Here is a 15,545-nt window from a genome sequence, read left to right as displayed (position 1 = left end):
AACGTTTGATTAGGTAAGGCATCATAGCCTTGTTGAGAGATATAATAGGCGGGAAATTGATCAACAAAAAGCGGAGAGATTTGCGGATATCATTCAAATAAACTGAATGTAAAAAGCACGATATGATTAGCTTTTATGCAGAGTGTTAATAATCTGCCTTTTGGTTAAAAGGCAGGATTTATCGCTGTGATTGGTGAAGGTTAACGTGCGCGATACATCGTGCCGCTACAGACAGGTGCAGTTTGTAGCGACGCGATGTATCGCGTGGTTTTCATTACCTAACCGTGATGGCGCACGCGGGTGAAAATGGTGATCGCCGCCAGCAGCATCAGTACACCGCTGGAGAGGAACACGCCGCCAGCTCCCTGTAAATCAAACATCCAGCCACCGGCGGCAGCACCGACGGTAATCGCCAGTTGGATGGTGGCGACCAGTAATCCGCCCCCGGATTCGGCATCATCCGGCACAGCGCGTGAAATCCAGGTGGACCAGCCGGTCGGCATCGAGCCAAACGCCAGGCCCCAGAGCGCGACACCCGCCCCCACCAGCCAGGACACGCCGCCAAAACTCACCAGCACCAACGCGGTGACACTCATCACCAGCGCCATGCCACTCAACGTCAACGACACGCTGCGCGTCACCAGATAACCCGCCAGCGATGTGCCAAAAAAGTTTGCTACGCCAAACGCCAGCAACACCAGCGACAGTTGGTTGACGTTGAGCTGGGCCGCGCTTTCGAGGAACGGACGCAGATAGGTAAAGAAGGCGAAGTGACCGGTAAACATCATGATCACCGCCAACATGCCCCAGCGCATCACGCTACGACGCAGCAGGTCGAGCACGCCACCGCTACGCGCCTTGTTCTCCGGCGGCATAGCAGGCAGGGTAAAGAACTGCCAGAATAGCGCCAGTACCCCCAACGCTCCGGTCAGCAGGAAGATATTACGCCAGCCAATCAGCCCACCCAGGTAGCTACCCAACGGGGCCGCGATAATGGTCGCCAGTGAAATTCCGCTAAACACAATCGACAATGCACGCGGCACCTGCTCACCTGGCACCAGACGCATGGTGATGGCGGTTGATAACGTCCAGAAGCCGCCAATCGCCATCCCCAACAGCACGCGTGCCAGCAGGATCATGGTAAGGTCCTGAGCAAACGCCACCAGCAACGCCGAGGCAATCAGCAGCAGGGTAAACGCCAGCATCACCATCCGGCGATCGAGACGGCGGGTGATATTGCCGATCACCAGGCTGGTCAGCAGCGCCACCAGCGCAGTGACCGTCACCGTCTGTCCGGCCTGCCCTTCGCTGACCTGCAATGCATCGGCAATCGGCGTGAGCAGGCTTACCGGCAAAAATTCGGCGGTAATCAGGCCGAATACGCCGAAAGCCATGGCAAATACCGCCCCCCAGGCCGGTTTCTCTACCGGCAAACTCTGTTCGACGACATCACTATTCAGGCTCATCTGCGATCCCCATCACAAAAAATTAAAATGTGAGCATAGTGAGCAACAGCAAGACGATCTATGATACAAAAACTTTGTTTTTTGATAATTCGTCTGGAATCGTATGAGCCGCTATGAAGATCTGACCAGCGAACTGCTGATGGGCATGCGCCTGTATGGCGTCAAATACCAACGTATCGCCCTTAACGCCCCGTTTGGTCTGCGTTATGACGACGCGCCGGGTCGGGCGCAACTGCATTTTGTCGGGCGTGGATCGCTGTTGATCCGTTCTGCCTCCGGGACGATCTATCCCCTTCAGGCGGGTGACGCTTTGCTGATCCCACATGGCCGACCGCATGCGCTGATCTCCAGCGAAGAGGTAGAGTGCGAACCGATCAGTACCTTTAACAGTAAACCGATCTGCGCCAGCGTGTGTGCCATTGACGGCGCTGAAGGGGAGTGCGTGGACAACACCGATGTCGTGCTGTTCAGTGCCTGCATGGCGTTTGAGTTGGGCGGCATGCAGCCACTGGTCCACACCATGCCGGATGTGATGCTGGTCAGCACGCTGTTGGCGCAATACCCGGAAATCCAGCCCATTCTCGACGCGATGGAGCGGGAAACGCGCCAGCGCCAGGCGGGTTTTGCCGGGATTTTGTCCCGGCTGGCGGATGTGGTGGCGGCGCAGATTGTGCGTGGTTGGGTGGAGAATGGCTGTGGTAAGGGCAGCGGCCTGGTGCAGGCGTTGCGCGATCCACGTCTCAGCCTGGCGATGGCCGCCATGCATCGTGCGCCGGGGGAAAACTGGACTGTCGAACGACTGGCGCGTGAATCCGGCAGTTCACGCTCGGTGTTTGCTGCACGCTTTCAGTCGGCGACCGGAATGACGCCCCTGCGCTACCTCACCGAACTGCGTATGCGGCTGGCGGTGCAGCGCATCGTCAACGAGGGCGAGGCGATGGAAAGCGTCGCCTTTCATCTGGGTTACGGTTCGCTGGCGGCCTTCAGCCGGGCATTTAAACGGATTGTCGGACAACCGCCAGGCGCTTTGCGCGCCCGACGGGAGATGCTGCCCGATGTCTAACGGAACACGCTAATCGCTTCCACCAGGCGGTTCGCCTGACGTGCCATACGGCCCGAGGCTTCCGCCCCCTCCTGCACCCGCGCTGCGTTCTGATGGGTAATATCGTCAAGATCTTCTACCGCCCCGCTCACTTCACTCAGCGCGGTGGATTGCTCTGCGGTGGCGGCACTGATTTGCGCGATAAGCGTGGTAACGTGCTGCACCTGTTCGACGATGTCCTGCATGGTGCGCCCGGCAGCATCAGCGTGCGCACTTCCCGACTGCACGCGGCTGGCGCTGGTTTCCACCAGATTTTTAATCTCACTGGCTGCGGTGGCACTACGCTGTGCCAGATTACGCACCTCACCGGCTACCACGGCAAACCCTTTCCCCTGTTCACCGGCACGGGCCGCTTCCACTGCGGCGTTCAGGGCGAGGATGTTGGTCTGGAAGGCAATGCTATCAATCACGCTGGTGATATTGGCGATACGCTTCGAACTGTCCGCTATTTCAGCCATCATCCCCACCATCTCCTGAACCACCTGGCCGCCCTTCACCGCCGACTGGCTGGTGTTGACGGAGAGGTTATTCACCTCGCTGGCAGTCTCGGTATTACTTTTTACCGTCGCAGTCATCTCGTTCATGGTGGCGGCAGTTTGCTGCACGTTAGCCGCAGCCTGTTCGGTGCGACGGCTCAATTCATCGTTACTGCGCGCAATGGCGTCGCTGGCGCTCAGTACATTAATCGCCTGACCGCTGACATCATCCACTAACCAGCGGAACATCAACCCCAATTGGCCGATGGCACGCAACGTGACGCCGATTTCATCTACCCGATCCATCTGCTCCACTTTATGACTGGCACCGGTCGCCACGCTCAATGCCTGACGGCACATGCGTTCTATCGGGCGGGAAATCTGTTGTTCCAGCCACAAACAAGCCAGCAGCAGCAACACTGCCATGCCGCCGGTAAAACAACCGATGGCCAGCGGGGCCATCCCGAGTAGCCAGACACTCAACGCCGATAGCGGCAACAACGCCGCGAGGGTGGAACGAATCCGCCAACGCAGTGGCAGGGTTTTCAGCACCGTACTGAACCGGCTCACAATCAAACCCTTATGGAAGCGCCGCCCTTTGGCACGCCCTTCGCGGAAATCACGATACAGCGCTTCTGTCTGGCGGATCTCCTCGGATGTCGGTTTGGTACGTACCGACATATAACCCTGAACCTGCCCCTCACGCACCACCGGAATGGCATTGGCACGCACCCAATAATGATCGCCATTTTTGCGGCGGTTTTTCACCAGCGCAGTCCAGGGTTCTCCCTGCTTTAACGTTGCCCACATATCCGCAAAGGCTTCCGGCGGCATATCCGGGTGGCGCACCATATTATGTGGCTGACCATTGACCTCTTCCGGGCTAAACCCGCTGACTTCAATAAAAGCGTCGTTGGCGTAGGTGATATAGCTGTTGAGATCGGTGGTGGACATCAATGTGGCATGATCGTCGAAGACGTATTCGCGCTGAGTGATGGGCTGGTTGTTACGCATGAGTCAGTCCTTGCAAGGCCCGCAGAGGGTGAAGTATTGATAACGCTTTTTTATATTTTCGGCAGGCAATGGTCCTTACTTTAGCGTGGCTTTATAATTTTAAAGCCAGACCCCACGGGGGAGAAACGCTGCGGTGCGCTTTAGCAGAGGGATAAATCAATAAAATTTCATTTAGAGTAAATAAAATCAATGTTTTACCATAAAAATCAGCTTCCCCTTCTGGCCACGCGCTGATATCGACAGCCACCCTCGCCAGAAAGACGGACGATAAATCGCGTAGTTCCAGTGCCACTCCCCTTTATGTTTTTCTGCTCCCGGCAAAAAACATTATTTTCCGGTCCAGTCAGGAATAGCGAATAACCCTGAACCCGATAAACAGACTCAGTCGTCAGGTTAATCATTCAGGTTCAGATCACTGGTTATAGCTGGTCATGTTACCTGGCCTCTGCCACCCCTGGCTTTAAGTTCCTGTTAAAACACGGCCTAACACCTCTGCATCACAATTTCTATAAGATAATTACTGAACTCCCAACAAACGAAACCGCCGTGCGGAGTGCAATACTGCCGTGGGAAAGTGCTTTTAATGCCTTCCGACCAAATGGCTAAAATCCTAAGACCACGCACGCAGGAAAAAAATCATCTCAATAAAAACGGCAGCTTATTAATTTAACTATATCGCCTGGTAATATTTTTATTCTTTAGCAGAAATAATATGCCAATCTAAAATGAATAGCCAAAATCTTAGATGAGATTGTCATTCAATCTAAGCCACGCGCATTTTAGGAAATTAGCTATATTCCTTTGCCCCCAATTGGAAGATATTACTAAGCATGACAAAGATGTTTTCTTGTAAGAAACTCACCCGGGCAGCAGCTGTTTTTTAACTGCTTAAAGACCAAATTAAGATTTACATTCATCAAAAAAATAATAACGACGCATCACATTTTTACGTTAAGTTAGCGATTTATGGCTACAGACACACACCATAGGCCATTTTTATGTAACATGATGGATATTAAGGGATTATTATTAAATAATATTCTGTTCGCTTAGCGTCATTCAGGGCCATTAATAAATAGAGAAAAAGCGAGCAATTAAAATTTATTTATTTAACCACTGCAACAACAGCATGGTTCTCCAACAGGGACGTACCACTGGCAGATAAGACGAAATTGAAAATATCCATACCGTACTGGCAGTAATGATGTACTGCTATCGCGGAGCTTTTGATGCTGTTTATCAATTTATTGCTCAGGCCGGTAATTGTTGGGCTGCAAGGCCCACTGGTGGATTTCACGGGAATCATGGCATGACAACCACTATCAAACATAAAATCGTCACCGCCAAATCAGAAGAGATCGATTTGGGGCGCATTTACGGTGGGCTGCTGGATCATCGTAAATTGATTATCGCGGTGACCAGTGCCGTTACCCTGTTTGCGATTGTTTATGCACTGTTCGTCACGCCGGTTTATCAGGCGAATGCGATGATTCAGATTGAGCAAAAGCAGGGGAATGCGTTGCTGAATAACATCAGCCCAATGCTGCCGGATACCGAGCCCGTCTCCGCGCCCGAGATCGCATTGCTGCAATCGCGCATGATCCTCGGCAAGACCGTTAATGATTTGAACTTACAGGCTGTCATTAGCCAGCAATATTTTCCGCTGTTTGGCCGTGGATGGGCAAGGTTGACGGGAGAGGTGCCGGGAAAACTCAGCATCAGTCAGTTGTATCTGCCACGTACAGATGAAACCCCGCCGCGCATTACCTTAACCGTTGTGGATAACGAGCGTTTCCTTGTCGAGAACGGCAATGTCCAGTTCTATGGCAACGTCGGTAGCCCGATCACCCGCGATGGCATGTTACTGAATGTCGATAGCATGCATGCCCAACCGGGGACGAAATTCACCGTGAAATATATTTCACGCCAGGCGGCTATTGCCAGTCTGCTGGATAACTTTGATGTCGAGGATCAGGGCAAGAAAACCGGGATCCTGCTGCTGACATTGAGCAGTGATGACAAAGTCAGAGCCGCATCGATCCTGAATGTAATCAGTGAGAACTATTTAGAACAGAACGTTGCCCGGCAACGGGCTGAGGATACTAACAGTCTCGATTTTCTGCATCAGCAATTACCACAGGTACGCAGTGATCTCGATGCAGCAGAAGACAAAATGAATCTTTACCGTCGCCAGGTAGACTCGGTGGATTTGTCTCTGGAGGCGAAAGCCGTGCTTGATCAAGTGGTGAATGTGGATAGTCAGCTGAATGAACTGACGTTTCGTGAATCTGAAATTTCACAGTTATATACCAAAGATCACCCGACCTATAAAACGTTGCTGGACAAGCGCCAGACGTTATTACAGGAGCGCGACGATCTGAACAAGCGTATTTCCACGATGCCGGCCACCCAGCAGCAAGTTGAACGTCTGAGCCGCGATGTGGACTCCGGACGTGCTATTTACATGCAGCTACTTAACCGTAAGCAAGAGCTGGGCGTGGCGAGATCCAGCATCATCGGCAATGTGCATATTATTGACACCGCGGTGACGCAGCCGTCTCCTGTTCTGCCGCAAAGAACAAATATGGTGGTGACGGCCCTGGTCGCCGGATTTATTTTCTCGCTGATACTGGTTGCCGGGAAGATGTTATTGCGTCGGACAATTGCATCAGCTGAGCAACTGGAGCACATCGGGGTGAGTGTGTATGCCAATGTGCCGGTGTCCGAATGGTTGAATAAGCAGAATCAAGGCGTGAAACGCTTCGGTAGCAAAAAGTCGGTTGTGGGGAGCAAATTCCTGGCAATTGAAAACCCTGCTGACCTGGCGATTGAGGCATTGCGCAGTCTGCGCACCAGCCTTTACTTTGCGATGCTGCAAGCCAGAAACAACGTGTTAATGATCTCTGGCGCCACGCAAAACGTCGGTAAGACATTTATTGCCAGCAACTTAGCGGCGGTGGTCGCTCAGTCAGGTCAGAGGGTGTTATTTATTGACGCCGATATGCGTAAAGGCTATGCCCATAAGCTGTTTAATCATCGTGGGAATAAAGGGTTGTCAGACATTATCTCTGGTCAGGTCAACGTGGTTGACTTAGATAAGAAAGTCCCTGGAATTGGCTTCGATTTTATATCACACGGAAGCATTCCACCGAACCCGGCAGAATTGCTCTCGCATAAGAGATTTGAAGCTTTATTAACCTGGGCATCGAATAATTATGATCTGGTGATTGTTGATACTGCGCCGATTCTGGCAGTCACCGATGCCGCAATCATTGGACGCTATGCAGGCACGTCCATGCTGGTTGCGCGATTTGAGGTCAACACCATCAAAGAAGTGCAGGTCAGTATCAAACGCTTCGAACATGTGGGGGTGGAAATCAAAGGATGCATTCTTAATAGCGTGCTCAATAAGGCAAGCAATTATTATGTCTATGGATATAGTCAATATAATTACGCCTATGCAGATGAAAAAAAGGATAACAAGACTGAGTCAATGAAAATGCCCACTGTGTAATCAGGGTGTTTTTAAACGCTAAACTCAATGGTTAAAGGTTTTCCTATGCGTAAAACAATCTTCGTTGTAATTTTAAGCGGTAAAAATTATAAAGACTCACGCGTTCTTAATGGCATGATGAATAAATCTTGTGCCGATACCGATCTCCTGATCATCAATCGGGGACCGAATCCGCTGCGATTTGATAAAGACTTCATTCATACCCTGGGCTTTTGTGTCAATAATATCGACATTAAAGAGTCAATTGGTGATCTGCCATTGGGCGAAGTCTGCAACAATGTTATCAGCAAAAATGCAAGCTATGACCGCTTTATCTTTTGCGATGATGACAGTGTTCTGAACAAAGAATATATAAAACGTCTGGATCGCTACCATAAGCAAGGGGTGGACTTACAAATCCCGAGTATTCGTGGGCGTGTCGATGGCCGGGTTTATTATCCAATTATTAATGAAGCGGTGTGTAAAGCCGCCGACGGTTTCAACATCAACACCGAGAGCACGGTTAAATCATTGGGGTTAGGTCTGGTGATCTATCGCTCATTAATCGAGAAATTTTCAGCAAGAAATATGGGCGTATTCGACAGCCAGTTTGCATTAAACGGTTGTGATACGGGATTTTTTAGTCGACTCGACTTGTTGAAAACGGAGAAAATCAATATTGCCATACAGGTTGTTAACTCACTTAATTATGCCCTGGTGCAGTCGCAAGGGATAACCAGTAAATGGCGCGCGCTGGACAAACTGCGCGATAGTTTCTTATCGGTAAAAATGAGTCGTTTTCGCTATTGATATGGATGAAAGAAAACAATAACACTTACGACAGAAAATTTTCCGGGACATTTTTAATTTTTAAAATCCTTGTATCAAGAACGTAAAACCAATAGCCCATTTTTTATTTTTTTGGATTTATTTTATATGACTACTTTACAGCAGCGCATACACATTCAATCTGAGTGTCGTCTCTCTCCGTCGATCATCTGGCGCGGGCTATGCCTGTAACTTCTGTACAAAGATAACAGGATAAAAACCATGGCCATGAAACCGGTTGTAAACATGCTAATGGATGACGAAGAGGGGGTCGATACCAGTCGACTCTTCGCGGAACTGCTCGACTCCCGCTATTTGATACTGGTTATCACCGTCAGTTTTATGCTGATGGCGTGGGTCTATACGTTGTTGACGCCCGTCATCTATCAGGCCAATGCACTGATTCAGTTAGAGCCGCAACGCGCCAACGCTATTCTGGCTAATCAGAACAGTACGCCGCTGCCTGATGGCAAACCGGTGTCAGCTATCGATGTGAAATTACTGCAATCACGCCATATCCTCGGTGCAACGGTGGACGACCTTAATTTGCAGGTGGTGGTTGAGCCGAAGCACATGCCGATTATTGGTTCAGCGTTGGCAACGTTGACAGGAAAATCTTCGGGTGAAATTGACGTCAGCCAACTTTTTTTACCCGGCACCACTGACGACAACAGCGAGCAGGTGACATTAACGGTGCTGGATAGCCGCCATTATCAGATTAACTGGGGCAATGCCTCCTTTGTGGCTGAAACCGGCAAAGTTTTTGCGCACGCAGGCATGCAAATCCTGGTTGCCAGCATCAACGCGCTGCCGGGGACGCAATTCACTGCGACTTATCTCTCCAGACTGAACGCAATCAACAAGCTTCAACATCAGCTGAGCGCGCAGGACCCGGATATCAATAGCAGCATGATCAGACTGACATTGACCGGAGAAGATCAACACGAAACCATGCGGGTGCTGGATAATATCGCCTCACATTATCTTCACCAGAATATTAGCGAGCAGGTTGCGCAGGATAGTCGCAGCCTGGTGTATTTGAACCAGCAGCTCCCCGAAGTGCGCAGTGAGTTAGACCGTAATGAAGATAAGCTGAATGCTGCCAGAGAAAAAAACGGCACCGTCGATCTGCCGCTGGAAGCGCAATCGGTGCTTGACCAGTCGGTAGATATTGATAATCAACTCAATGAGTTGACCATCAACGAAGCTGACATCTCACAGCTCTATACCAAAGATCATCCGATGTATAAAACGCTGCTGGATAAACGCCAGACGCTGCTGGCAGCAAGAGATGGGTTGAAAGAGAAGATAGCGGCGATGCCCGCCGTGCAGCAGGAAATATTACGCCTGACCCGTGATGTTGATTCCGGACAAGCACTTTATATGCACTTGCTGAGCAGACAACAGGAACTGAACATCGCCGTATCCAGTGCGATAGGTAATGCGCGCGTGCTTGACCATCCGCTTGATGATCCTGAACCGGTTTCACCGAATAAATACCTCATCATTATTCAAGGCTTGTTGCTTGGCCTTTTAGTGTCGATAAATGTGATTTTTATCCGATTTGTACTGGATAAAGCGGTGGAAACATCAGAGGAATTAGAAGAACAGGGAATGACCGTTTATTCCAGCATTCCGTTTTCACCCTGGCTGGAAAAAAGTAATAAGAAGAACATCTACAAAATGGCAAAAGCCTTTCTTCTGCGGGAAAACCCCACGGATCTGGCGATTGAAGCGTTGCGTAGTTTGAGAACCAATATACATTTTTCCATGCTGGAAGCACGTAACAACATTCTGATGATTTCAGGCGCCAGCGCCAGTGTGGGGAAAACCTTCATCAGCACCAATTTCAGTGCGGTGATGGCGCAAACAGGGAAGAAAGTGCTGCTGATTGATGCCGATTTAAGAAGAGGTACCGCGCATCATATTTTCAATGTTAAGGCAAAAGCAGGATTATCAAATATTCTGGCGGCGAAGTACCCCATTGAATCAATCCAGCCAATAACCATCAGCGATGATCTGCACTTTATTGGTCGTGGCACCCTTGACCAGGGTTTTACCGAACTCCTGATGAGCCGACGGTTTGGTGATCTGATGCGCTGGGCTGAGAAAAATTACGATTTAGTGGTGGTAGACACGCCCCCGGTGCTGGCCGTTACGGACGCGGAGATTATTGGTGCCTACGCCGGAACGACCATGCTGGTAGTACGCTGCGAAAAAAATACCCTCAAGGAAGTTGAAATCAGTCAGCGTCGTTTTGAACGCAACGGTATTCATATTAATGGATGTATTCTGAATGGGACCAAACTTCGTTCCTATGGATATTACCGTTACAGCAATATCCAATATACTTATGAGTCCGCCAGGCAAGGATAAAATAATTATTCACGCGTAGCTACGCACTTAATTAACTTTAACATTTCACACGAAGTGGAATGTCCATTATATTCCCCAGGAGATCAGCATTATGAATGCTAAGTACGCAGCACAACCTTTAGTGACGATTTATATTCCAACCCACAATCGCTCGTCACTGGTTAAACGTGCCATAGCATCGGTTCAAAACCAGACCTATACGAACCTGGAAATTATTATTTGTGATGATGGTTCGTCTGATAATACCCAAATGGTGATTGCGGAGATGAAAAAACGGGATGGCCGCATTATCTATCTTAGAAATGATGTCCCGATGGGAGCCTGTTATGCGCGTAATCGTTGCATTGCCATCGCCAAAGGTGAATTTATTACTGGCCTGGATGATGACGACTATTTTCTGCATAGCAGAATCGCGAATTTTGTCACTGCCAGCCAGAGACTGAATAAATCATTTCTTTGCGCCAACATGATCTTCAAAAATCGTCACATTGAGAAAAAATGGAAGAGTTATGTCGGTGACATCACACTAAATATGATGGGATTTAAAAATTGGGTGGGTAACCAGGTATTCATCGAAACCCGCATGATGAAAAACATTGGTGGCTTTGATATCAACTTTCCTGCCTGGCAAGATTATGACCTCTGGTATCGCATGATCATGCAGTATGGTTCATGTTACAGAATTGATGACGCCAGCTATGTCGTTAATATTGAAGATGATCGCCCACGTATTACCACTGGCAGCAAGGCATGGCAGGGTTATCAAAAATTTATTACGACACATAAACCTTCTCTGAGCCGTCAGCACCTGAACTCGCTCTATTTTCAGGACAAGCTGAACAGAAAGGATGAAATTAATCTCAGAGAATTCTTCTACCACCCCAGCATTGATAATTTTCTGATCCTTGCCAGACATAAAATCAGAAAGCTTATTAGCATTCAGAAACAATCACTAAAGGTCCGCTTATGATGATGAGAATGAATAAGCTAATGCCGCTGAGCTTAGCAATGAGCATGACCATTCCAATAGGTGGGTTGATACTTTCCTTTTTATCTCTGGATAAAAAAGGGATGAACCGACTGCCCTTTCTGGTGATGTCGATGTTCTATTTCTTTCTGCTGATCAAGATACCGCCATTAGGGGATCTCTACAGGCGCTATCTGGAAATCCATGCTTATGGTCCAGGTACGCATTTTTCTGATATTGCCAGTGCCCATACCGATATCCTGCTTTATGTTAATGGCTGGATTTTCCAGCTGCTGAATATTCCGTTCTTTTTTATCCCGGCATTTTACGGTGGCGTGATGTGTTACTTGTTACTCGCTGCATTCCGTAATGTGACATTGATAGACAGTTCGGGAAGAGAAAACAGAGAGGTTTCATCAACCAGATTGGCCCTCACCTATTTTACGGTTTTTTCGGCGCTGAATATTTTGAACCTCGTGCTGGGTATCCGCTACGGTACGGCACTGGTGTTTATGATTTATGCCGTTACCTGTTACTTCAGCAGAAGCAAACTGCGCTGCGGTGTATTTGTGCTGCTTGCATTGCTGATGCACTTTTCGATGGTGTTTGTCTCTCTTGTCTTCGTGGCAAGCCTGTTCTTTAAAGTTGAAAAGAAATTTGTCTTACCGTTAAGCATCTTCTTCTGGCTGCTGAGTTCTGTGGCACTGCGTTCAATTCTGCCCAGCATCGGGTTTATGGGCATTGGTGACTATGCTATGGGGGGTTATGTTGATGGTAGCTTTAGCGCAACGCCCAATGACAGCAACACCATTATGGTCGCCATTATTACCCGTTCACTCGGATTGGCTTCTTTCGTTTTCTATCTTTTCAGCAAAGGAGAGGTGAAAGGTTTTGATCGGTTTTTAAACCTCTTCATTCCCTGCTGTTTCATCATGTCTGTCTCATATACCGCAATGGGGCGTTATCTCAACATTGCACAATACTTGCTGGCGATCCGCATTTGTTATGTTTATTTGTTCTCAACCGGAGTTGACTCGGCAAAATTTCGCCTGCTACTCAGAAACTATCTTGTCGTATTTGCGTTACTTAGCTTGCTGATTATCAATATTTATACCCAACGCAGAACGTTAACGATGGGAGGACTCTGGTCATATGCCTGGACCAGCCCGGTTTTCCTTCTTAATTACAGTGAACAGGACTTTGAGAAATATCTCAATGATATTGATTATGACGGCTACTGGATAAAACACAGATAACCTTACTACCCTATTAAAAGACCCAAAAAATGAAAAATAAAATCCTTTTTATTGTCCCAAGTTTGAAAAATGCGGGACCGGTTAACGTATGCCTTAACATCATCAAAAACCTGCCTGCGTTTTATGATATTGAAGTTCTGGCGCTGAATGGCGGTGAAAGGGAAGAGGAATTCGCCACGCGGGCTAAAATCACCGTCTTCAAACGTACCGCCATAGTACAGATACTGAGATTTATCCGTAAAGGTGGCTTTTCGGTTATTCATAGCCACTGTACCGTCTCGGATATATTTAACTATTTATCGTTCCCCTCTGTACCACAAGTCACCACGATACATAACTATTTCGAAGTGGATTTTGTCCAGACCAAGGGATTCGTTAAAGGCATGCTCGAAGGCCTGGTCGGGCGTTATATGATTCGCCACTTTCATAAAGTCGCCTGTTCTTATGCGGTGATGAAACATTGCGTCAATTACCATGCGATGCATAACGTCACCGCCATTCCCAATGGGGTTGAGCAGCCGCGCCCACCACAACATCAGAATCATGACAATGAGGTCCACTATTTTTATCTAGGTGTACTAAACAAAAGAAAGAATGTTCAGCAAATTCTTGAAGCCTTCAGTGGCTGGTGCCAGGGAAAAATGGCAAAGCTGCATATTATTGGAGAAGGTAGCGATGAAACGTTTCTGCGCCAAAAATTCAACAATGAGAAAATCATTTTTCATGGCAGTACCGACCAGCCGCATGCGGTGTATAAAGATTTTGATTGTTTTATCTCAGCGTCTCATGCCGAAGGGCTGCCATTAGCACTGATTGAGGCGATGGCTTCAGGAAAGACCTTTATCTGTTCAGATATCGAACCTCATCAAGAGGTACATAACGCCTTTGAACAAAAAAGCGGATATTTATTTAACAAAACCACGCATGGTTTGATCTGCTGCCTCAACGAGTACTACCTGTCCGATGAAAAAGCCAGTCTGGCGGATAACGCCAAAAATAATTATTTAAAAAATTACTCAGCCAAAAAAATGGCACTTAGCTACAGCGAACTTTACCAAAAAATCTAAATTATTCTACACACAGCAAAAGGTGACTTATGTTACAACAACATTTTTCCGTGTTGATGTCCCTATATTACAAAGAAAGTGCTGAAAACCTGGATAGTTGTTTTCGTAGTCTGGAACAGCAAACTCTTCAGCCAACCGAAATAATTCTGGTTATGGATGGACCTGTTGGACCCTTACTGGAAAAGGTGGTTTCACGTTGGGAAGATAAACTCCCCATCCACCGGGTGCAACTGGAAACAAATATTGGCCTGGGATTAGCACTGGCTGAAGGGATGAAACATTGCTCATATGAATATATTGCCCGAATGGATACCGACGATATATGCCTGCCGCACCGTTTCCAGCGCCAAATGACGTTTATGTCCGAAAACAATGATGTGGCCTTGTTGGGTTCCGCAGTGATTGAATTTGATGAAGAAGGTCAACATCGACTTAAACGCTTACCTGAACTGCATGCTGACATTAAACATTTCTCACGGTTCAAAAATCCGTTTAATCATATGAGTGTCGTGTTTAGAAAATCCGTAGTAGATCACGTTGGAGGTTATCAACATCATCTATTTATGGAGGATTACAATCTGTGGTTAAGAATAATCGCAGAAAATTACACAACACATAATTTAACAGATATTCTGTTGAACGTGCGGGCAGGCTCTGGCATGTTAAAGAAACGCAGGGGTTTGAACTACATCAAAAGTGAAGTCTCTCTTTTTAATTTGAAACGCAAATTGAAAACGGCTTCGGTAGTTAACAACCTTGCGGCTTTTCTTGTTAGGGTATCTACCCGCGTCGCACCAGAAAAATTTCTTGAGCTTCTGTATCGTGTAGACAGAGCCAAAATTTAATTTTTTACTTTTCATCCCATCATACTTATTTTTAAATAATAAAATTTTGTTCTTACAGGATATCGCTGTGAACAGGATTAATGACTATCCGGCGTAAGGTGAATCATGACGAACATCATTCGTAGCCTCAAACTGACATTATCTGAAATTAAAATGAATCCTGGCATCAAATCCAAGCTGGTTGTACTGCTGTACCGCCTGGCTTCTTTACATGCTAAACGGGTGCGGGTGTTTTATCCCATCACGCTGGCTTTTGTTATTCTGCATAAGTTCTTTAACGAGTTTATGTTTGGCGTGGAGATCTCCTATCGGACCAGGATCGGTCATGGATTTGTTATCTGGCATGCTTACTCCGTCATCATTAACAGCGGTTGCGTGATTGGAAAAAACTTCAATATTCGACAATGCTGCACCGTCGGAGGGAATAGGTTGCCGTACCCTAAACATTTTATCATTGGTGATAATGTTTCTATGGGCGTTAACTCCTGCATCCTCGGTGATGATATTGAAATTGGCCACAATGTCATGATCGGCGCAGGGGCCATTGTCATGACCAATATTGCTGATGACCACTACGTGGTCGCACAGAAACCTTTTATTAAAACTCGTAAGTTTCAATCAGACGCGGTGCGTGTAGCCTGAAAGGTATCCCAGA

12 protein-coding genes are annotated in these 15,545 nt (G+C 47.8%); 9 read left to right on the top strand and 3 right to left on the bottom strand.

Annotation, left to right across the window (positions count from 1 at the left end; genetic code table 11):
* Positions 1-278: 278 nt before the first annotated feature.
* Positions 279-1,466 (bottom strand): MFS transporter, encoded by a 1,188-nt coding sequence (locus L579_RS09995; protein WP_021184131.1) that lies wholly within the window; start codon positions 1,464-1,466, stop codon positions 279-281.
* Positions 1,467-1,569: 103 nt separating this feature from the next.
* Here L579_RS09995 and L579_RS09990 point away from each other — a divergent pair, with 103 nt between their 5' ends.
* Complete coding sequence (locus tag L579_RS09990) at positions 1,570-2,529, top strand: AraC family transcriptional regulator (RefSeq protein ID WP_021184130.1); 960 nt, start codon at positions 1,570-1,572, stop codon at positions 2,527-2,529.
* Here the strand turns inward: L579_RS09990 and L579_RS09985 are convergent.
* Positions 2,526-4,058, bottom strand: coding sequence for a methyl-accepting chemotaxis protein (locus tag L579_RS09985; protein WP_021184129.1), 1,533 nt, complete (start codon positions 4,056-4,058; stop codon positions 2,526-2,528). The two genes, L579_RS09990 and L579_RS09985, sit on opposite strands and share 4 nt — an antisense overlap.
* Before the next feature lie 91 nt (positions 4,059-4,149).
* Entirely contained in the window at positions 4,150-4,350 is a 201-nt protein-coding gene (locus L579_RS23785) for a hypothetical protein (protein WP_152521884.1), read from the bottom strand.
* Between the two features lie 1,017 nt (positions 4,351-5,367).
* On the opposite strand from L579_RS23785, the gene L579_RS09980 reads away from it, so the two are divergent.
* The 8 genes from L579_RS09980 (at position 5,368) to L579_RS09945 (ending at position 15,532) form a co-directional block, all read left to right on the top strand.
* Positions 5,368-7,572, top strand: coding sequence for a polysaccharide biosynthesis tyrosine autokinase (locus tag L579_RS09980; RefSeq protein ID WP_021184127.1), 2,205 nt, complete (start codon positions 5,368-5,370; stop codon positions 7,570-7,572).
* Between the two features lie 45 nt (positions 7,573-7,617).
* Positions 7,618-8,361 carry a hypothetical protein gene (locus L579_RS09975; RefSeq protein WP_021184126.1) on the top strand — a complete coding sequence of 248 codons (744 nt, stop codon included), beginning with the start codon at positions 7,618-7,620 and terminating at the stop codon, positions 8,359-8,361.
* A gap of 240 nt (positions 8,362-8,601) precedes the next feature.
* A complete protein-coding gene (locus L579_RS09970) occupies positions 8,602-10,755 on the top strand; it encodes a polysaccharide biosynthesis tyrosine autokinase (protein WP_021184125.1) in 2,154 nt (717 codons plus the stop codon).
* A 91-nt stretch (positions 10,756-10,846) separates the two neighbouring features.
* Positions 10,847-11,725, top strand: a complete 879-nt coding sequence (locus L579_RS09965) for a glycosyltransferase (protein WP_021184124.1) — start codon at positions 10,847-10,849, stop codon at positions 11,723-11,725.
* A complete protein-coding gene (locus tag L579_RS09960) occupies positions 11,722-12,978 on the top strand; it encodes an EpsG family protein (protein ID WP_152521883.1) in 1,257 nt (418 codons plus the stop codon). The genes L579_RS09965 and L579_RS09960 overlap by 4 nt, the downstream gene beginning before the upstream one ends.
* 29 nt (positions 12,979-13,007) lie before the next feature.
* Positions 13,008-14,045, top strand: coding sequence for a glycosyltransferase family 4 protein (locus L579_RS09955; protein WP_021184122.1), 1,038 nt, complete (start codon positions 13,008-13,010; stop codon positions 14,043-14,045).
* 29 nt (positions 14,046-14,074) lie between these two features.
* Positions 14,075-14,890: a glycosyltransferase gene (locus tag L579_RS09950; protein ID WP_036626299.1), complete on the top strand. Its 816-nt coding sequence runs from the start codon at positions 14,075-14,077 to the stop codon at positions 14,888-14,890.
* A gap of 105 nt (positions 14,891-14,995) precedes the next feature.
* Positions 14,996-15,532 (top strand): serine acetyltransferase, encoded by a 537-nt coding sequence (locus L579_RS09945; protein WP_021184121.1) that lies wholly within the window; start codon positions 14,996-14,998, stop codon positions 15,530-15,532.
* Positions 15,533-15,545: the final 13 nt, after the last annotated feature.

The organism is Pantoea sp. AS-PWVM4 (genome assembly GCF_000468095.1).
Lineage (GTDB): Bacteria > Pseudomonadota > Gammaproteobacteria > Enterobacterales > Enterobacteriaceae > Pantoea > Pantoea phytobeneficialis.
Note: the sequence above shows the minus strand (reverse complement) of the source record. Positions and strands in the feature narration are given on the sequence as shown.